Below are 18,132 nucleotides of genomic sequence, written 5' to 3' on the forward strand. Positions count from 1 at the left end.
AGCTGCCGAAGGCTGCGATCTTTTGATCTTGCTTTTTTAAAGTCAAAAGATCGCAGCCTGCGGCAGCTCCTACAGGGGAAATATAGAGATCACGCAGGCGAACGTTGAACCCTGTTCTAAGCTCACAGTCGTATCGTCACTTGCACGTTCGTACACAGGAAGGAGTCTGCATGGCGAGTCCCGGATTGAAAACAGTTGTCGTGCTGAGCCTGCTCACGTTGCTGACCGCTTGCGGCAAGAAAGAAGCCCCGGCGGAGTACCTGCCACGGGTCTTTGTGCAAGAGGTCAAACCGGCGGACTATGCCGCTGCCGTGACTCTCACCGGTGACGTGCAGGCCCGGGTGCAGACCGAACTGTCGTTCCGGGTCGGTGGCAAGATCATCCAGCGCATGGTGGATGTCGGCGACCGGGTCAGCGCCAAACAGGTACTGGCCAAGCTCGATCCCAAGGATTTGCAGACCAACGTCGATTCCGCGCAAGCCCAGGTCATCGCCGAACAGGCGCGGGTCAAGCAGAGTGCGGCGGCGTTCGTGCGTCAGCAGAAGCTGCTGCCCAAGGGCTACACCAGCCAGAGCGAATTCGATTCCGCACAAGCCGCCTTGCGCAGCAGCCAGAGCGCCCTGAGCGCGGCGCAGGCGCAACTGGCCAATGCCAAGGATCAACTCAGTTACACCTCGCTGGTCGCTGACGCCCCCGGCATCATTACCGAGCGCCAAGCCGAAGTCGGCCAGGTGGTCCAGGCCACCGCGCCGATTTTCAAACTGGCCCGCGATGGCGATCGTGACGCGGTGTTCAACGTTTATGAGTCGTTGCTGGCTGAGCGCCCGGCGGAGCGTTCGATTGTCGTCAGCCTGCTCGACAACCCCAACATCAAGACCACCGGCACCGTGCGTGAAATCACCCCGGCGGTTTCGGCGCAGTCTGGCACGGTGCAAGTCAAAGTCACCCTCGACAGCCTGCCGCAGGGTATGCAGCTCGGCTCGGTGGTCAGCGCCACGGCCAAGGGCAGCGGCAAGTCGGCGGTGGAATTGCCGTGGTCGGCGCTGACCAAAAACATCAGCGATCCGGCGGTGTGGATGGTTGACGACAAGGGCGAAGCGCAGCTGCACAACGTCACCGTCAGCCGCTACCTGATCGGCAAGGTCATCATCAGCGACGGCCTCAAGGGCGGTGAGAAAGTGATTGTCGCGGGTGGGCAACTGCTGCACCCGGGCATGAAAGTCGAAATCGCCGAAAACACCTACGAAGGTCTGCAACCGGGAGCGCAGCCATGAAGCGTCTGGGGCTGTTGTCCATCGGCGTGTTGCTGGCCGCCTGCTCGAAAAGCGAGCCGCCACCGGAGCCGGTGCGGCCGGTGCTGTCGATCAAGGTACAGGCGCTGAACGAGGAAACCCTTGGGCGTTTCGCCGGCAGCATTCAGGCGCGTTACGAGAGCAACACCGGGTTCCGTGTCGGCGGGCGCATTGCCAGTCGCAATGTCGATGTCGGCGCCGAGGTGCAAAAGGGTACGCTGCTGGCGACCCTCGATCCGAGCGATCAGCAGAACCAGTTGCGTTCGGCCCAGGGCGACCTGGCCAAGGTCCAGGCGCAACTGATTAACGCCCAGGCCAATGCTCGCCGGCAGCAGGCGCTGTTCGATCGCGGAGTTGGCGCGCAGGCGCAACTGGACATCGCCACCACCGACCTGAAAACCACTCAGGCCTCGCTCGATCAGGCGCGCGCGGCGGTCAACCAGAGCCAGGATCAACTCGCTTACACCGAACTGCGCGCCGACCACAAAGCCGTGGTCACCGCGTGGAATGCCGAGGCCGGGCAAGTGGTGACAGCAGGTCAGCAAGTGGTGACCCTGGCGCAACCGGACATCAAGGAAGCGGTGATCGATCTGCCGGACACGCTGGTCGATGAAATTCCTTCCGACGTGGTGTTTCTGGTGGCCGGGCAACTCGACCCGAGCATCAACACCACCGCAACCATTCGCGAAATCGAACCGCAGGCCCAAAGCGCCACGCGCACCCGCCGCGCACGGCTGACCCTGGCCAACACGCCGGACGGTTTCCGCCTCGGCACGGCGATCAGCGTGACCCTCAGTTCAGCGATCAAGCCGCGCATCGAATTACCTGCCACCGCCCTGCAGGAAGCCGACGGCAAGACCCGCATCTGGGTGATCGACACCCAAAGCAAAACCGTCGCTCCCCGTGACGTCAGCGTGATCAGCCGTACCGACGGCACGGTGGTGCTGGCCGGCGGGGTCAAGTCCGGCGAGCAGGTGGTCACCGCAGGCGTCAACAGTCTCAAACCCGGACAAGCCGTGAAACTCGACGAGGACAGTCAATGAAAGGCTCTTTCAATCTCTCCGAATGGGCCCTCAAGCATCAGTCGTTCGTCTGGTACCTGATGTTCGTCGCGCTGCTGATGGGGGTGTTTTCGTACTTTAATCTGGGCCGCGAAGAAGACCCCTCGTTCACCATCAAGACCATGGTCATCCAGACCAAATGGCCGGGTGCGACCCAGGAAGAAACCCTCAAGCAGGTTACCGACCGCATCGAGAAAAAACTCGAAGAGCTCGACTCCCTCGACTACGTGAAAAGTTACACGCGGCCTGGTGAATCAACGGTCTATGTGTACCTGCGCGACACCACCAGCGCCAAGGACATCCCGGAGATCTGGTACCAGGTGCGCAAGAAGATCGATGACATTCGCGGGCAGTTTCCCCAGGGCATTCAAGGCCCCGGGTTCAACGACGAGTTTGGCGATGTGTACGGTTCGGTCTACGCGTTTACCGCCGACGGCCTGACCATGCGCCAGTTGCGCGACTATGTGGAGCAGGCCCGCGCCGAGATTCGCAACGTCCCGGGGCTGGGCAAGATCGAAATGATCGGCCAGCAGGACGAAGTGATTTACCTGAACTTCTCCACCCGCAAGCTCGCCGCGCTGGGCATCGACCAGCGTCAGGTGGTGCAGAGCCTGCAATCGCAGAACGCCGTGACCCCGGCGGGGGTGATCGAGGCCGGCCCGGAGCGCATTTCGGTGCGCACCTCGGGGCAGTTCGCTTCGGAGAAGGATCTGGCCGAGGTCAATCTCAAACTCAATGACCGCTTCTATCGCCTGGCGGACGTTGCCGACATCAGTCGCGGTTACGTCGACCCGGCCACCCCGGAATTCCGTTTCGACGGCAAGCCGGCAATCGGTCTGGCGATTGCCATGCAGAAGGGCGGTAACGTCCAGGAATTCGGCAAGGCGCTGCACCAGCGGATCGACCAGATCACCGCTGATTTGCCGGTTGGCGTCGGCGTCCATACGGTGTCCGATCAGGCCGTGGTGGTGGAAGAGGCGGTCGGCGGTTTCACCAGTGCGCTGTTCGAAGCGGTGGTGATCGTGCTGGTGGTTAGCTTCATCAGCCTCGGCGTGCGCGCCGGGCTGGTGGTGGCGTGCTCGATTCCGCTGGTGCTGGCGATGGTCTTCGTGTTCATGGAATACAGCGGCATCACCATGCAGCGGATTTCCCTCGGGGCGCTGATCATCGCCCTTGGCCTGCTGGTGGACGACGCGATGATCACCGTGGAGATGATGGTCACGCGCCTGGAAATGGGTGAGACCAAGGAGCAGGCGGCGACATTCGCCTACACCTCGACGGCATTCCCGATGCTCACCGGTACGCTGGTGACCGTCGCCGGTTTCGTGCCCATCGGCCTCAACGCCAGCTCCGCCGGCGAGTACACCTTCACCCTGTTTGCGGTGATCGCGGTGGCGATGCTGGTGTCGTGGGTGGTGGCGGTGTTCTTTGCGCCGGTGATCGGCGTGCACATCCTCAGCACCAACGTGAAGCCCCATGAAGCCGAGCCGGGCCGCATCGGTCGGGCGTTCAACGGTGGTTTGCTGTGGTGCATGCGCAATCGTTGGTGGGCGATCGGCATCACCGTGCTGCTGTTTGTGCTGGCGGTGTTCTGCATGCGCTTTGTGCAGAACCAGTTCTTCCCGTCGTCGGATCGCCCGGAAATTCTCGTCGACCTGAACCTGCCGCAAAACGCCTCGATCGACGAAACCCGCAAGGCCGTGGACAAGCTCGAAGCCACGCTCAAGGGCGATCCGGACATCGTGCGCTGGAGCACCTACATCGGTCAGGGTGCGATCCGTTTCTACCTGCCGCTCGACCAGCAATTGCAGAACCCGTACTACGCGCAACTGGTGATCGTCAGCAAGGATTTCGAGGCCCGTGAGGCGCTGAGCCAACGCCTGCGCGAGCGTTTGCACAAAGACTTCGTCGGCATCGGCAGTTACGTGCAGGCGCTGGAAATGGGCCCGCCGGTGGGACGTCCGATTCAGTATCGGGTCAGCGGCAAGGACATCGATCAGGTGCGCAAGCACGCCATTGATCTGGCGACCGAGCTGGACAAGAACGAACACATCGGCGAGATCATTTACGACTGGAACGAGCCGGGCAAAGTCCTGCGCATCGACATCGCCCAGGACAAGGCGCGTCAGCTCGGGCTGTCCTCGGAAGATGTGGCGAAGTTGATGAACAGCATCGTCAGCGGCTCGCCGTTGACCCAGGTCAACGACGACATTTACCTGATCAACGTGGTCGGCCGGGCGGTGAACTCGGAACGCGGCACGCCGGAAACCCTGCAGAACCTGCAGATCGTCACACCCAACGGCACGTCGATTCCGCTGCTGGCCTTCGCCACCGTGCGGTATGAGCTGGAGCAGCCGCTGGTGTGGCGTCGCGACCGCTTGCCGACCATCACCATCAAGGCTTCGGTGCGTGACGAGATCCAGCCGACCGACCTGGTGAAACTGCTCAAACCGTCGATCGATGCCTTCGCTGAAAAACTGCCGGTCGGCTACAAGGTCGCCACCGGGGGTACGGTCGAGGAAAGCGGCAAGGCCCAAGGGCCGATCGCCAAGGTCTTGCCGTTGATGCTGTTCCTGATGGCGACCTTCCTGATGATCCAGCTGCACAGCGTGCAGAAGATGTTCCTGGTGGCGAGTGTCGCGCCGCTGGGGCTGATCGGCGTGGTGCTGGCGCTGGTGCCGACCGGGACGCCGATGGGCTTCGTGGCGATCCTCGGGATTCTGGCGCTGATCGGCATCATCATCCGCAACTCGGTGATCCTCGTGACGCAGATCGATGAATTCGAGCGCAACGGCTCTGCGCCATGGGATGCGGTGGTGGAAGCGACCGAGCACCGCCGCCGACCAATCCTGCTGACCGCGGCGGCGGCGAGCATGGGCATGATTCCGATTGCCCGGGAAGTGTTCTGGGGGCCGATGGCCTACGCGATGATTGGCGGGATCGTGGTGGCGACGTTGCTGACCCTGCTGTTTCTGCCGGCGCTGTATGTGGCCTGGTACAAGATTCGCGAGCCGCAGAAAGAGACCCGCTAAAAGCGAGTGCTGCGCACTCTATTCGCGAGCAAGCCCGCTCCCACAGGGGGTATGCATTCCAACTGTGGGAGCGGGCTTGCTCGCGAAGGCGTCAGAACTGACTACGCAGATTTACGCCAGACGCTGGCCAGCCAAGGCTGTTGCTCGCGCGGCAATCCCGCCGGCCGGTAGTAATGCTCAAGCTCGACAAACCCAGCTGCCGTGAGCAACCCGCGCCACGCTTCCAGATCGTGGTACGAACCATAGCGCGGCCCATTCCAGCCCTCACGGTTATCCCCGCGCGGATTGGAACTGAACAACACCCCGCCCGGTTTCAACGTGCCATGCAACTGCTTGAGCACTCGCGGCAACTCCTGCAACGGCACATGAAACAGCACCGCATTGGCGAAGATTCCGTCGAAGCGCTCGGCCGGCAGATCAAGTTTCAGAAAGTCCTGACACCACACTTCACAGCCACTGTCTTCGCGGGCCATCTGCGCAAATTTTTCCGCGCCATCGAGACCGACCGCGACATGGCCCAGGCGGGTGAACGCCTGCAAGTCGCGCCCCGGGCCGCAACCGAAATCGAGAATCGTGAACGGCGCAGTGCCGTGGATATGCCGTAGCAGCGCGTCGATGTTCTGGCTGACATCGTGGTCGCGGGTGCCTTCGCGGAAGTCTTCGGCCACCGAGTTGTAGTGGCCGAGGGTGGTGGCGGTGATCTGTTCCAGATCGGTGGGGGTTTGCTTCATGGTCGAGGGCTGCGCGGCAGTTGGGATTCGCCGAATATACGCCAACCAGCGGGGCCGCTGCGCAGCCCATCGCGAGCAGGCTCACTCCTACATTTGAAATGCGTCCCCTGTAGGAGTGAGCCTGCTCGCGATAGCGGTTTCAGAGGTGCGGCATGACTTAGCGCTTGTTCAGGCCCCGTGCCAGACGATCTCCACCCAACTGAATCACCGCCACCAACGCCACCAGCAACACAATCACCGTCAGCATGATCTGGCTGTCAAAACGCTGATAACCGTAGCGGTAAGCGATATCGCCCAAACCACCGGCACCAATCGCCCCGGCCATGGCTGACGAGTTGATCATTGTCACCAGCGTAATCGTGAACCCGCCAACAATCCCCGGCAGCGCTTCAGGCAACAGCACGTGCCAGACGATGTGCCAGCGCCGGCAGCCCATGGCCTGCGCCGCCTCGATCAAGCCGTGATCGACCTCACGCAGACTCACTTCGGCAATCCGCGCAAAGAACGGCGTCGCGGCGATGGTCAGCGGCACCACCGCCGCCCACACACCGTACGTGGTGCCGACAATCAGTCGGGTAAATGGAATCAGCGCGACCATCAGAATCAGAAACGGGATCGAGCGGAACAGATTCACGAACGCGCCCAGCGCCCGGTTGAGCAGCGGCGCCTGGTAGATCCCGCCCTTGTCGCTGGTGACCAGAATCACCGCCATCGGGATCCCCACCAGCAACGCGATCAGCGACGACACGCCGACCATCAGGAAGGTGTCGATGAATCCCTGGAGCAAACGATCAAACCACATAACCCGATACCTCCACTCGTTGCGCCCACTGCCCGGCGCGCTCACGCAATTGTTCGGCGCTCAGGGCCGAGCCGCTGACCGCCAGTAACAGTTGTCCCAGCGCATGCCCCTGAATCCGTTCGACGCCGCCCTGCAGCAACTTCACGCGTCCGCCGAGAGCGGCGAACAGCGCCGCCAGATCCGGCTCGTCGGCGGCGCCACCGGTGAACTGCAAACGCAATACCACCGCCGCGCCCGGGGAGGGCGGCTGGGCATGCAGACGGCTTTGCAGTTCTGCCGGCAAGGCGTGTTGCAGCGGCGCGAGCAAGGTCTGGCTGACCTCGTGCTGCGGATTGCCGAACACCTCCCAGACCGGGCCTTGCTCGACGATCCGCCCGTGTTCCAGGACTACCACGCGGTCGCAGATTTCGCGGATCACCGCCATTTCATGGGTGATCAACACGATGGTCAGGCCGAGGCGCCGGTTGATCTCGCGCAGCAGGCCGAGGATCGACTGCGTAGTCTCGGGATCGAGCGCCGAAGTGGCTTCGTCGCACAGCAGAATGTCCGGGTCATGCACCAATGCGCGGGCGATGCCGACACGCTGTTTCTGCCCACCGGAGAGCTGCGCCGGATAGGCCTTGTGCTTGGCTTGCAGGCCGACCAGTTCGAGCAGTTCACGCACCTTCTGCTCGCGTTGCGCCTTCGGTACACCCGCGACTTTCAGCGGCAGTTCGACGTTCTGCCACACGGTCTTGGCCGACATCAGGTTGAAGTGCTGGAAGATCATGCCGATGCGACGCCGCAGCGTGACCAGACGGTCTTCGTCGAACTCGCCGATGTCGACCTGATCGATCAGCACCCGCCCCGAAGTCGGTTGCTCCAGACGATTGATCGTGCGGATCAGCGACGACTTGCCGGCGCCGCTGCGCCCGATGATGCCGAACACCTCGCCGCGCTGGATCGCCAGATCGATGCCTTGCAGGGCCGCGACCGGGCCTTGCCGACCCGCGTAGGTTTTACCCAGGCCGATGAAGCGCACATGGGCGCGATTCAGCTCGGGATGCAGTTCGGTTTTTTCAGCATTTTCTGGCTCTGGAATCTCCAGTCGCCGTTGGATCGCGGCCGTCATGTTCAGCTTTCCCAACCGGCCTGATACAGCTTGCCGTGAGCCTTATCCAGCGCGGCGCGAACGGCCGGCGAGTGCTGGTAGATGTCGACGAATTTGATCAGGCGCGGGTCGTCCTTGCTCTTGGGCTGGATGACGAACTGGATCACGTATTCCTTGTGGTCGAGACCGTCGAACAGCAGCGCCGAGCCGGCATCGAAGGTTTTCGCCAGACGGATGTAGGCCGGGTAGCCCTGGACCAGATCGGCGTCATCGTAGGCGCGCACCAGTTGCACGGCTTCGACTTGCAGGATCTTGATCTTCTTCGGGTTGGCGACGATGTCGTCTTCGGTGGCCTTGTAGCCGACCCCCGGTTTCAGGGTGATCAGACCAGCCTTGGCCAGCAGTTGCAGACCGCGACCGCTGTTGATCGGGTCGTTGGCGATGGCGACGCTGGCGCCTTCAGGCAATTCGTCGAAGCTTTTGTATTTTTTCGAATAGAGGCCGACGTTGTTGATGATCCCCGGGGCGAACGGCACCAGGTCAAAGCCGGAGGCGGCCTTGGCATTTTCGAGGAACGGGATGTGCTGGAAGTAGTTCACGTCGATGTCGCCGGCGGCGAGGCTGACGTTCGGTGCGATCCAGTCGGTGAACTCCACCAGCTCGACTTTCAGGCCTTGTTTGGAGGCCTCTTCGACGGCGGCTTCCAGTGGAATGGCGAAGGCGGCGGTGGTGCCGATTTTAAGGGGGGCATCGGCGGCGAACACCGCCGAGCTGAACAGGCCGAAGGCCAGGGCCAGTGCTTTGACTGGGTGGGACAGAAGTTTCTTGGTCATGGTGTGGTTTCCAGTCAGTGCATGAATTTTGTGGTGTCTGGTCGGGCCTCTTCGCGAGCAAGCCCGCTCCCACATTTTGGAATGCGTTCCCCCTGTGGGAGCGGGCTTGCTCGCGAAGCTTTTAGCGGCGAAATGAAGACCCGATGTGTTGCTCAGGGAGTTGCGCCGCCCCGTGAAACAGCTTTTCGCGCAAGCTGCCACTTTCATACGCGGTCTTGTACGACCCACGCCGTTGCAGCTCCGGAATCACCAGCTCAATGAAATCGACATAGCTTTCCGGGGTCACGATGCGCGTCAGGTTGAAGCCGTCCAGCCCGGTTTCGGCGATCCACGCTTCCAGTTCATCCGCCACTTGCTCAGGCGAGCCGACCACGGTGATGTAGCGGCCACCGAGGGCGTGCTGCTCGAGCAACTTGCGCCGGGTCCAGTCGTTGTTCTGCAGGTTCTTGGTCGCGGACTGGATGGCATTGCTCTTGACGTACTGGATCGGTTCGTCGATTTCGTACTGGGAAAAGTCGATGCCGGTGGAGGCCGAGAAATGCGCGACGCCGGCCTCGGCGCTGGCATAACTCAGGTACTCGGCGTGCTTGGCCCAGGCGGCTGCTTCGGTCGCGCCGACGATCACGTTGAGGCCCATGAACACCTTGATGTCCTCGGGATTGCGTCCGGCTGCGACGGCGCTGGCGCGGACCTTGTCCACCTGCACTTTGGTCGACGGTTTGTTCTGGCCGCTGATGAACACGCATTCGGCGTGACGCCCGGCGAACAGCAAACCGCGGTCCGAACTGCCGGCCTGGAACAGCACCGGTGTGCGCTGCGGCGACGGCTCGCAGAGGTGATAACCCTCGACCTGATAGAACTCGCCATGGTGTTCGACCTTGTGCACCTTCTCCGGCTGCGCGTAGATGCGCTGCTCGCGGTCATTGAGCACCGCGCCGTTTTCCCAACTGCCTTCCCAGAGTTTGTAGAGCACTTCGAGGTACTCGTCGGCCTGATCGTAGCGACGGTCATGCTCGACCTGTTCGCGCAGGCCCATGGCCTTGGCGGCGCTGTCGAGGTAACCGGTGACGATGTTCCAGCCGACCCGACCACGACTCAGATGATCGAGCGACGACATGCGCCGGGCGAACAGATAGGGCGGCTCGTAAGTGAGGTTGGCGGTGAGGCCGAAGCCGAGGTTTTTCGTCACCGCAGCCATCGCCGACACCAGCAGCAGCGGGTCGTTGACCGGCAACTGGATCGACTCTTTGAGCGTGACGTCCACCGAGTTCTGGTAGACGTCGTACACGCCGACGATGTCGGCGATGAACAGTCCGTCAAACAGCCCGCGCTCCAGCAACTGCGCCAGCTCGGTCCAGTACTCGATGGTGTTGTAGCGCGTCGACGTGTCGCGTGGATGCGTCCACAGGCCATGGTTGATGTGGCCGATGCAGTTCATGTTGAACGCGTTGAGCAGGATCTTCTTTTTCGCGGCGCTCATCAGATGGTCCCTCGCAGCGGAGGCTTTTCATCGTTGAGGTAGTAATTGCCGACCGCGTGATACTTCCAGCGCACCGGGTCGTGCAGGGTGTGCACCCGAGCGTTGCGCCAGTGGCGGTCGAGGCCGTGCTCGATCAGGGTCGCCTGACTGCCGGCCAGTTCGAACAGCGTGCTGCCTGCGGCGAGCGAGATTTCGGTGCTGATCGCCCGTGCTTCGGCGACGGCAATCGAGGCGGCAGCGACGGTTTCGGTGTTGGTCTCGGCCTGGGCCTTGTCGAGGAATTCGCCGGAGCGCTCCAGCAGTGCTTCGGTGGCGTGCAGACGAATGCTCAAGTGGCCGAAGCTCTTCAGGGTCAGAGGGTCTTCGGTGGCCTTGTCGTTACCGGAGTCGATCCATGGCCGGGTCTTGCTGCGCACGAAGTGCAGCGCATCTTCATAAGCGGCGCGAGCGATGCCAGTGTCGATGGCGGCGTGAAGGATCTGCGCCAGCGGGCCGACCGTGGTCGGACGCTCGAAAGCGCTCTGAAACGGTATTACGTCCTCGGCGGCAACGTAGACGTCTTCGAACACCACGGATCCGCTGCCGGTGGTGCGCTGACCGAAACCACTCCAGTCGTCGATCACCGTCAGGCCCTTGCTGTCACGCGGGACGAAGGCCAGTTGCTGCACGCCATTTTCATCGACCACGGAAGTCGGGATGCGCTGCGCGTAGATCGCGCCGGTCGCATAAAACTTGCGACCGTTGATGCGATAGCCGTCGCCGTCACGCTTGAGGCTGGTGACGCGGTCGTGGGCGGTTTTGGTACCCAGTTCCGCCAAGGCGTTGCCGAAGCGCTGGCCGGCCAGCACCTCGGCGTACAGGCGTTGTTTCTGCTCGTGGCTGCCGTTAACGCGCAGCACTTCAAGGGCGTAAAAGTGGTTTTGTGGAATCTGCCCGAGGGAGCCGTCAGCCTGAGCGATCAGGGCAATGACTTTGGCCAGGGTCACGTTGGACACGCCGGCGCCGCCATACTCCTTGGGGACGCTGATGCCCCACAGGCCGGAGCGGGAAAATACGTCGAGCTCCGGCAGTGGCAGGCGGCGTTCACGGTCGCGCACGGCACTGTCGCGTTTGAAATCTTCGGCCAGGTCGCTGGCGACAATCAGGGCTTGCTCATCGCTGGTGATGACCGCGACGGGGTGAGAATAAGTCATATGCTTCTCCAGATGTCTGGTCGTTAAATCCAGGAATGGCGAGCCGGCAAAGTGCCGTTGAGGCGATAGGCGCCGACCGCGTGATACTTCCAGCGCACCGGGTCGTGCAGGGTGTGCACCCGGGCGTTGCGCCAGTGGCGATCAAGGTTGAATTCGGCGAGGGTCGCGCGGCTGCCGGCCAGTTCGAAGAGCTTTTCGCTGGCCTGCAGCGAGATCTCGGTGGTCAGCACTTTGGCCTCGGCCACCGCAATCGAAGCGCGGGCGGCGGACTCGGCGGTCAGCGGCGCGGCATGGACTTGGTCGAGCACTTTGCCGGCCTTGCGCAACAGTGCTTCAGCCGCGTGCAGTTCGATTTTCAGTTTGCCGATGTCGGCGATCACGTAGAGGTCATCGCTGGCGCGCTCAACCTTGGCGTCCATCCAGGGCCGCGCGCGAGTTTTGACGAACTCGATGGCATCGTCGATGGCGCCACGGGCGATGCCGGCGTCGATGGCTGCCTGAATCAGCTGCGACACCGCGCCTTGAGTGTTGGGCTTCTCGTTGATCTTCCAGTTATCGACGACCAGGCTCGACTCGACGCGCACGTTGTTCAGCAGAATCGTGCCGCTGGCAGTGGTGCGCTGACCGAAGCCCGACCAGTCATCAACGATGCGCAGGCCCGGGGTGCCACGGCGGACGAAGGCCAGCACTTGTTTGCCGTCGTCATTGAGCGCCTTGACCGCCACCCAGTGCGCGAACAGCGCGCCGGTGGAGTAGAACTTCTGGCCGTTGATCACGTAATCGTCGCCGTCGGCGGTGATGCGCGCTTTCAATTCCAGGGTGTTTTTGGTGCCGCGCTCAGGACCCGCATTGCCGATGCGCCAACCTTCCAGAACACTCTGGAACAGCTGTTTTTTCTGCGCTTCGGTGGCGCTGCCGAGTACCAGATTGATGATGCCGAACTGGTTCTGCGGGATCTGTCCCAGCGCCGGATCGGCCGCGGAAATGATCGCGAACACTTCGGCCAATGTGACGAATGAAACCTGTGGGCCGCCGTACTCACGCGGGATGGCAATGCTGCCGAGGCCGCTGCGGGTGAACTGTTCGATTTCCGACCACGGCAGCTTGCGCTGGCGGTCGCGTTTGGCGGCCTGCACACGGGCAACCTGCGCCAGTTCGTGGGCAGCCTTGATGGCTTGGGCGTCGTTGCGCAAAACCTGCGAGGGCAACAACAGTGGGGCGATGTCCAGATCAGACTGGAGATTTGCGTCTGCCAGACTGGACATCAGTGCCGCTCCTTGGCTGCACGCAATGCCCTGGCGATCTGCACTGGGGTGATTGTGTTCCGGACCATACTACCTACCTCACATCTCATGAAAAACGCCGCAAAAGTGCGGCGAACGAAAGAATGTCCGGTGGTCCGGTTCATATACCCTAAGCGTGTATAAATATTAAATAAACTAACTTTTAGGAATATGTATAGAAGGGGCGGTGGTCGGGTTGGTTAACAGTCTCTCAGCCGTGGCAATACAACCTGTGGTAAGGGGATTCATCCCCGACAGGCCGCGCAGCGGCCTTTTCTGAGTCATAAAAAACGGGATTGCTTCGCAGTCCATCGGGGAGGTGCGACGTTTCGCTAAATCACCTCACTACAAAGCCCCATGAGCACAGGAATGCGGCGTCAATCCTTGGTCGATTCAGCGGCCTTCAGCGTTTGGCGCAGCGGCACCTTCAGATAAGGATTCACGCAACCGATCTTCAGCGTCCGGGGCGGTGCCCAGCGTGAGTTGTTGCCTACCCAGTCGATGACGCAGTAGGTCACGTCCAGACGCAGATCCTCGCCCCCCTCGACAATCACTGCCGGTGGCACCCAGACCTGAATCGGCAGGCCAACATCGGCAGCGGTGATCCGGGCCAGGTCCATACGCACGTCGCCCCAGCGCAAGGTGATGGCGTCGTCCTCGGCCATGTTCAGGTAGGGTTCGATGGTCAGTGGCACACCGCGTTTGATCTGATTGGGGTTCACGCCCTGGCGGCGAATGGTGTCGGGCAGCGTGACGGGCGCCAGTTGCTGATTCTCGTCACCGCAGAGCGGCGAAGGCTGGCCGCCAGGGCAGTCGAGCTTGACCTGCACCCGCGTTGCCGCCGACAACGCCGGTCCCTGACCGATCTGCATCACTCGATAGTGAATCCGTGCGGTGCCACTGGCGATAAAGCTCTCCGGCACCCGCAGGCTGATCGAGGCGCCGACGTCTTCGCTGGTCAAGACTCGCGAGGCGACGTAGCAGTTGTTCCAGAACAGTTCGATCAGATCACCGGCGTCCATGCCGGAGTAGGGCAGGACATCGATCAGCAAATGCGCGGCAGCGGCCAGATTGATGGCGTTTTTGGATGCGGACGCCAGATTCGGCGCTGCCAGTTCGGGGGCGTGCGAAGTGCGGGTCATCGGGTTCTCTCCTTGAAGTCTTGCAGCGAATTCCGTTTCTTGAAACAACAAAAGGCGTGATGAATCGGTAATACAACCGTGAACTTTGTTCGGGCTGAGTAAGCGTAGATTCAACTAATGGGTGCCGGTTGGCGACTAGATAAGAGCGTGCCGGAAAGAGTGTCAATAGAGTGCCTTAGTTAATCTGTGAATTACCGATTAATCAGAAGCGTCCTACGCTGATGAGGCATCCTGCCTAGCGGTGATGGCGAATGGAACTACGGTTTTTCGCGAGTTTTGCGATTTTTGTGCCGGTCGATTTAGATCATTTCACAGACACGAAAGCGCGCCGCAGATTACTTGTATCTGTTGCAGAACATATATGTATTGTTTTGACAGGTTAAGATGGAGGGATTTAGAAGTTTTCAGGCGCGGTAAGTAAAACTTCCGTCCATGGAAGTTAATGACTCAAGACAATAAGTATCTCAGGCGTGATTCAGGAACTTGCTGAGGAACTGTCTGGTGCGTTCTTCTTTCGGGTTGGCAAACAACGCCTTGGCTTCGCCTTGCTCGACGATCACGCCCTTGTCGAAAAACACCACACGGTTGGCCACGTCGCGGGCGAAACCCATTTCGTGGGTGACGATGACCATGGTGCGTTTTTCTTCAGCGAGACCGCGAATGGTCGCCAGTACTTCGCCCACCAGTTCCGGGTCGAGGGCCGAGGTCGGCTCGTCGAACAGGATCACTTCCGGCTCCATCGCCAGCGCCCGGGCAATCGCCACGCGCTGTTGCTGACCGCCGGACAGACGACGCGGATACGCATCTTCCTTGCCGGCCAGACCGACCTTGGCCAGCAGCTTCATGCCCAGGGCAACGGCTTGCTCGCGCGGCATCTTCTTGACCACGATCGGCCCCTCGATGACGTTTTCCAGTGCGGTGCGGTGGGGGAACAGGTTGAAGTTCTGGAATACGAAACCCACGTGCTGGCGCAGGTTGCGCACCAGACTCTGCTGCTGGCTCAGCGGGCGGCTGGTATCGATCTCGATATCGCCGACCTTGATCCGGCCGCTGGTGGGCTCCTCAAGGAAATTCAGGCAGCGCAGGAACGTGGTCTTGCCCGAACCGCTGGGGCCGATGATGGCCACGACCTCGCCTTCCTTCACCTCAAGATCGATGCCCTTGAGCACCTCTTGACCCTTGAACTGCTTTGTCAGTTTTTCCACGACAATCATGGGTCAGGACTCCTGGTCGTGCCGATTGGCCCGCTCTTCCAACTTGTTCTGCAGGTGCGACAGCACCGTGGCCAGAATCCAGTAGATCAGCGCGGCGGCAAGATACATGGTGAAGACTTCGAAAGTCCGGGCGGTAATCAGTTGCGCCTGGCGGAACAGTTCCGGCACCTGAATGGTGGCGGCCAGTGCCGTGTCCTTGACCAGCGAAATGAAGCTGTTACCCAGTGGCGGCAGTGCCGTGCGCATGGCCTGCGGCAGAATGGCCCGGCGCAAGGTTTGCGCGCGGGTCATGCCGATGCTTGCGGCGGCTTCCCACTGGCCGCGCTCGATCGAACCGATTGCCGCACGGAGGATTTCACAGGCGTAGGCAGCCATGTTCAGCGAGAAGCCGATCAGCGCCGCTGGCAGTGGATCCAGTTCCAGACCCAATTGCGGCAAGCCGTAATAGATCACGAACAGTTGCACCAGCAACGGCGTGCCGCGAAAGAACGACACGTAGATGCGGGCAATCCAGCTCACCAGTTTGAAGCGCGACAGGCGCATCAAGGCCAAGCCGAAGCCCAGCAGCAAGCCGAAGAACATGCCGCCCAGACTGAGGATGACCGTGTAATACGCGCCCTTGAGCAGAAAGGGCGCGGAGTCCAGTGCGAGTTGGAAAGCTTCTTCCATTATTTGGTGACGTCAGCGTTGAAGTATTTCTTCGACAGCTTCTCAAGGGTACCGTCGGCACGCAGTTCGTCGAGAGCCTTGTTCACCGCAGCCAGCAGCTCAGGCTCGCCTTTGCGCAGGGCGATACCGGATTCCTGACGGGAGAACGCTTCACCGGCAGCCACGGTTTTCGGGGCTTTCTTGGCGTATTCAAGTGCAGCCAGACGGTCGATCAGGATGGCGTCGGTGCGGCCGTTGTTCAGGTCGGCGAACTTGGTCGGATCATCGTCGTAGGTACGCACGTCAGCGCCCGGCACGTTGGCGCGGACCCACTGTTCGTAGTTGGTGCCCAGGCCGACACCGACTTTCTTGCCGGACAGATCGGCGGCAGTCTTGATGTTCAACTTGGCTTCCTTGTCCTTCAGCACCAGCGCCTGAATCCCGGAAACGGTGTACGGCTCGGAGAAGTCATACTTCTTCTTGCGCTCGTCGGAGATGGTCACTTGATTGACCACGACGTCCAGACGTTTGGATTCCAGCGCAGCGAGGATACCGTCCCACTTGGTTGGCTGAATCTTGGCTTTGACGCCGAGTTTCTGCGCCAGGGCTTCGGAGAGTTCGACTTCGAAACCGGACAGTTTGCCGTTCTCGTCAACGAAGCTGAACGGTGGATAAGTGCCTTCCAGGCCGACGTTGATAACGCCTTTGTCCTTGATCTGTTGCAGCTGCTCACCGGCGGATGCCTGGCCGATCAGGCCGGCGCTCAGTGCAAGGCCCAGCGAACCTACCAGCAGATTGCGACGTAGTGCGGAAAAATTCATGACAAGCCCCTGTGTTTTCTTATGGAAGACGCTTAAGGAAGGTTGGCGAATCCGGGAATTGAACGACTGCGTTATCGTGCCCTAAAGCAGCTTATGCGTCTTGCCCGAAATTCGCCTGCGGCGAGACTATAAGATGTCTGCTTTAGACTTGAAAATACTTAATGATCTTTCTGTTATTCCAATTTCGAATATAGATGATCAATTGTGGCGAGGGGATTTATCCCCGATGGGGCGCGAAGCGGCCCTCTCTTCTGACTTGAAGAGCAGGGGACTGCTGCGCAGTCCAACGGGGATAAATCCCCTTACCACAGAAATTCTTGCAGCAGGGAGGATCAGCTTGTCAGCGAATCCTTATAGGCAAACAACGCCGGCGCCCCACCGGTATGCAGGAAGATGATCGGGCCCTCGTCGAAACGCTGGCGGCCGATCCCGTCGAGCAACCCGGCCATGGCCTTGCCGGTGTATACCGGGTCGAGCAGCACCGCGTCCTGACTGGCCAACAGTTTCACCGCCGCCAGTGTCCCGGCATTCGGTTCGCCGTAACGCGGGCCGAAGTATTCGTCCCACAACTCGACCTTGAAGTTCACTGGTAATTTCACACCCAGCAGCTCCGCCGTGCGTTCGGCCAGACCCTGCACTTTCGGGCGCTGATCTTCTTCGCTGCGCGAGACGGTCACGCCGATCACCGGCAACTGCGGCAGCGCTTCGCTCAAGGCCAGCGCCAGACCGCTGTGGGTCCCGGCGCTGCCCGAGGCCAGCACCACGGCGGCGAAATCGAGGCCGGTGTCCTTGATCTGTTCCGCCAGTTCCAGACCGGCACGTACGTAGCCCAATGCACCGAGGGCATTCGAGCCACCGATCGGCACCAGATACGGTTTTTTGCCATTGCTGCGCAGGCGCACAGCGAGTGCGGCGAGTTGTTCGTCGGCGTTATCGAGGTTGTCCACCAGCTCGACCTTGGTGTCGAACAGATCGAGCAGCAGGCGGTTGCCGTTGCCGGTGTAGTTGCTGTCGTCGGTGCCCAGCGGATTCTCCAGCAACGCCACGCAACCCAAGCCGAGTTTGGCCGCCAATGCGGCGGTCTGGCGTACGTGATTCGATTGCAAGGCGCCGGCGGTGATCAGCGTGTCGGCGCCCTGAGCGAGGGCATCGGCGGCGAGGTATTCGAGTTTGCGCAGCTTGTTGCCGCCCATGGCCAGCGGCGTCAGGTCATCGCGTTTGATGTACACATCGCGACCCAGCCAGGCGGATAGACGTTCAAGTTTTTCCAGCGGCGTGGGTTGGCCGAGCAGGTCGAGACGGTTAAAGCGATCCAGCTGTTGTTTGATCATGAGTCCGTACTGGCGGAGAAAGATGACAGGACTATAGGCACGCCGTTTTACCGGGGCAACCGTGAATCGCTTATAGCCAAATGTGCTTAGTCCAGCACTATCGGTTCTTAATTCGCCCTCACGGGCATGCCGTAAAGTAGTCGCCGTTGACGCGGCCAGACCGTCCGGCCGCCCGTGAG

The 18,132-nt window shown here is 61.1% G+C and carries 15 protein-coding genes; 3 read left to right on the plus strand and 12 right to left on the minus strand.

Annotation, left to right across the window (positions count from 1 at the left end):
* The first annotated feature begins 170 nt into the window (after positions 1-170).
* From ACOYXI_RS20605 to ACOYXI_RS20615, 3 genes are read left to right on the plus strand one after another with little or no spacing between them, the layout of a single operon-like run.
* Positions 171-1,274 carry an efflux RND transporter periplasmic adaptor subunit gene (locus ACOYXI_RS20605; RefSeq protein ID WP_096797448.1) on the plus strand — a complete coding sequence of 368 codons (1,104 nt, stop codon included), beginning with the start codon at positions 171-173 and terminating at the stop codon, positions 1,272-1,274.
* Positions 1,271-2,335 (plus strand): efflux RND transporter periplasmic adaptor subunit, encoded by a 1,065-nt coding sequence (locus ACOYXI_RS20610; RefSeq protein ID WP_098966644.1) that lies wholly within the window; start codon positions 1,271-1,273, stop codon positions 2,333-2,335. The genes ACOYXI_RS20605 and ACOYXI_RS20610 overlap by 4 nt, the downstream gene beginning before the upstream one ends.
* Positions 2,332-5,385 carry an efflux RND transporter permease subunit gene (locus tag ACOYXI_RS20615; protein ID WP_027611180.1) on the plus strand — a complete coding sequence of 1,018 codons (3,054 nt, stop codon included), beginning with the start codon at positions 2,332-2,334 and terminating at the stop codon, positions 5,383-5,385. The genes ACOYXI_RS20610 and ACOYXI_RS20615 overlap by 4 nt, the downstream gene beginning before the upstream one ends.
* A gap of 101 nt (positions 5,386-5,486) precedes the next feature.
* Here ACOYXI_RS20615 and ACOYXI_RS20620 read toward each other — a convergent pair whose 3' ends face one another.
* The 12 genes from ACOYXI_RS20620 to ACOYXI_RS20675 form a co-directional block, all read right to left on the minus strand.
* A complete protein-coding gene (locus ACOYXI_RS20620) occupies positions 5,487-6,116 on the minus strand; it encodes a class I SAM-dependent methyltransferase (RefSeq protein ID WP_098966646.1) in 630 nt (209 codons plus the stop codon).
* Between the two features lie 157 nt (positions 6,117-6,273).
* Positions 6,274-6,918: a methionine ABC transporter permease gene (locus tag ACOYXI_RS20625; protein WP_027611182.1), complete on the minus strand. Its 645-nt coding sequence runs from the start codon at positions 6,916-6,918 to the stop codon at positions 6,274-6,276.
* Complete coding sequence (locus ACOYXI_RS20630) at positions 6,908-8,029, minus strand: methionine ABC transporter ATP-binding protein (protein ID WP_134785176.1); 1,122 nt, start codon at positions 8,027-8,029, stop codon at positions 6,908-6,910. The genes ACOYXI_RS20625 and ACOYXI_RS20630 overlap by 11 nt, the downstream gene beginning before the upstream one ends.
* A gap of 2 nt (positions 8,030-8,031) precedes the next feature.
* Positions 8,032-8,841 (minus strand): MetQ/NlpA family ABC transporter substrate-binding protein, encoded by an 810-nt coding sequence (locus ACOYXI_RS20635; RefSeq protein ID WP_098966650.1) that lies wholly within the window; start codon positions 8,839-8,841, stop codon positions 8,032-8,034.
* Between the two features lie 121 nt (positions 8,842-8,962).
* Positions 8,963-10,321 (minus strand): LLM class flavin-dependent oxidoreductase, encoded by a 1,359-nt coding sequence (locus ACOYXI_RS20640; protein WP_461675235.1) that lies wholly within the window; start codon positions 10,319-10,321, stop codon positions 8,963-8,965.
* Positions 10,321-11,514, minus strand: coding sequence for an SfnB family sulfur acquisition oxidoreductase (locus tag ACOYXI_RS20645; RefSeq protein ID WP_461675236.1), 1,194 nt, complete (start codon positions 11,512-11,514; stop codon positions 10,321-10,323). Before ACOYXI_RS20645 ends, ACOYXI_RS20640 begins: the two co-directional genes overlap by 1 nt.
* Before the next feature lie 23 nt (positions 11,515-11,537).
* Positions 11,538-12,779: an SfnB family sulfur acquisition oxidoreductase gene (locus ACOYXI_RS20650; protein ID WP_461675237.1), complete on the minus strand. Its 1,242-nt coding sequence runs from the start codon at positions 12,777-12,779 to the stop codon at positions 11,538-11,540.
* Between the two features lie 395 nt (positions 12,780-13,174).
* Positions 13,175-13,939 carry a hypothetical protein gene (locus tag ACOYXI_RS20655; protein ID WP_461675238.1) on the minus strand — a complete coding sequence of 255 codons (765 nt, stop codon included), beginning with the start codon at positions 13,937-13,939 and terminating at the stop codon, positions 13,175-13,177.
* A gap of 464 nt (positions 13,940-14,403) precedes the next feature.
* A complete protein-coding gene (gene tcyN / locus ACOYXI_RS20660; RefSeq protein ID WP_098966659.1) occupies positions 14,404-15,153 on the minus strand; it encodes an L-cystine ABC transporter ATP-binding protein TcyN in 750 nt (249 codons plus the stop codon).
* 3 nt (positions 15,154-15,156) lie between these two features.
* Entirely contained in the window at positions 15,157-15,822 is a 666-nt protein-coding gene (gene tcyL, locus ACOYXI_RS20665) for a cystine ABC transporter permease (RefSeq protein ID WP_003220607.1), read from the minus strand.
* The gene (tcyJ, locus tag ACOYXI_RS20670) at positions 15,822-16,622 is read right to left on the minus strand and encodes a cystine ABC transporter substrate-binding protein (protein WP_098966660.1); all 801 of its coding nucleotides are present in this window, start codon (positions 16,620-16,622) and stop codon (positions 15,822-15,824) included. Before tcyJ ends, tcyL begins: the two co-directional genes overlap by 1 nt.
* 332 nt (positions 16,623-16,954) lie before the next feature.
* The gene (locus ACOYXI_RS20675) at positions 16,955-17,953 is read right to left on the minus strand and encodes a D-cysteine desulfhydrase (protein WP_098966662.1); all 999 of its coding nucleotides are present in this window, start codon (positions 17,951-17,953) and stop codon (positions 16,955-16,957) included.
* Positions 17,954-18,132 lie beyond the last annotated feature (179 nt).

The sequence above is a fragment of the Pseudomonas sp. G3-19 genome (assembly GCF_054855875.1).

Excerpts from the sequence above, each read along its gene's own strand:
- tcyL (WP_003220607.1), bottom strand. The coding sequence starts at position 15,822 with ATGGAAGAAGCTTTCCAACTCGCACTGGACTCCGCGCCCTTTCTGCTC.
- tcyN (WP_098966659.1), bottom strand. The coding sequence starts at position 15,153 with ATGATTGTCGTGGAAAAACTGACAAAGCAGTTCAAGGGTCAAGAGGTG.
- ACOYXI_RS20645 (WP_461675236.1), bottom strand. The coding sequence starts at position 11,514 with ATGACTTATTCTCACCCCGTCGCGGTCATCACCAGCGATGAGCAAGCC.
- ACOYXI_RS20675 (WP_098966662.1), bottom strand. The coding sequence starts at position 17,953 with ATGATCAAACAACAGCTGGATCGCTTTAACCGTCTCGACCTGCTCGGC.
- tcyJ (WP_098966660.1), bottom strand. The coding sequence starts at position 16,622 with ATGAATTTTTCCGCACTACGTCGCAATCTGCTGGTAGGTTCGCTGGGC.
- ACOYXI_RS20655 (WP_461675238.1), bottom strand. The coding sequence starts at position 13,939 with ATGACCCGCACTTCGCACGCCCCCGAACTGGCAGCGCCGAATCTGGCG.
- ACOYXI_RS20620 (WP_098966646.1), bottom strand. The coding sequence starts at position 6,116 with ATGAAGCAAACCCCCACCGATCTGGAACAGATCACCGCCACCACCCTC.
- ACOYXI_RS20625 (WP_027611182.1), bottom strand. The coding sequence starts at position 6,918 with ATGTGGTTTGATCGTTTGCTCCAGGGATTCATCGACACCTTCCTGATG.
- ACOYXI_RS20650 (WP_461675237.1), bottom strand. The coding sequence starts at position 12,779 with ATGTCCAGTCTGGCAGACGCAAATCTCCAGTCTGATCTGGACATCGCC.
- ACOYXI_RS20610 (WP_098966644.1), top strand. The coding sequence starts at position 1,271 with ATGAAGCGTCTGGGGCTGTTGTCCATCGGCGTGTTGCTGGCCGCCTGC.
- ACOYXI_RS20640 (WP_461675235.1), bottom strand. The coding sequence starts at position 10,321 with ATGAGCGCCGCGAAAAAGAAGATCCTGCTCAACGCGTTCAACATGAAC.
- ACOYXI_RS20630 (WP_134785176.1), bottom strand. The coding sequence starts at position 8,029 with ATGACGGCCGCGATCCAACGGCGACTGGAGATTCCAGAGCCAGAAAAT.
- ACOYXI_RS20615 (WP_027611180.1), top strand. The coding sequence starts at position 2,332 with ATGAAAGGCTCTTTCAATCTCTCCGAATGGGCCCTCAAGCATCAGTCG.
- ACOYXI_RS20605 (WP_096797448.1), top strand. The coding sequence starts at position 171 with ATGGCGAGTCCCGGATTGAAAACAGTTGTCGTGCTGAGCCTGCTCACG.
- ACOYXI_RS20635 (WP_098966650.1), bottom strand. The coding sequence starts at position 8,841 with ATGACCAAGAAACTTCTGTCCCACCCAGTCAAAGCACTGGCCCTGGCC.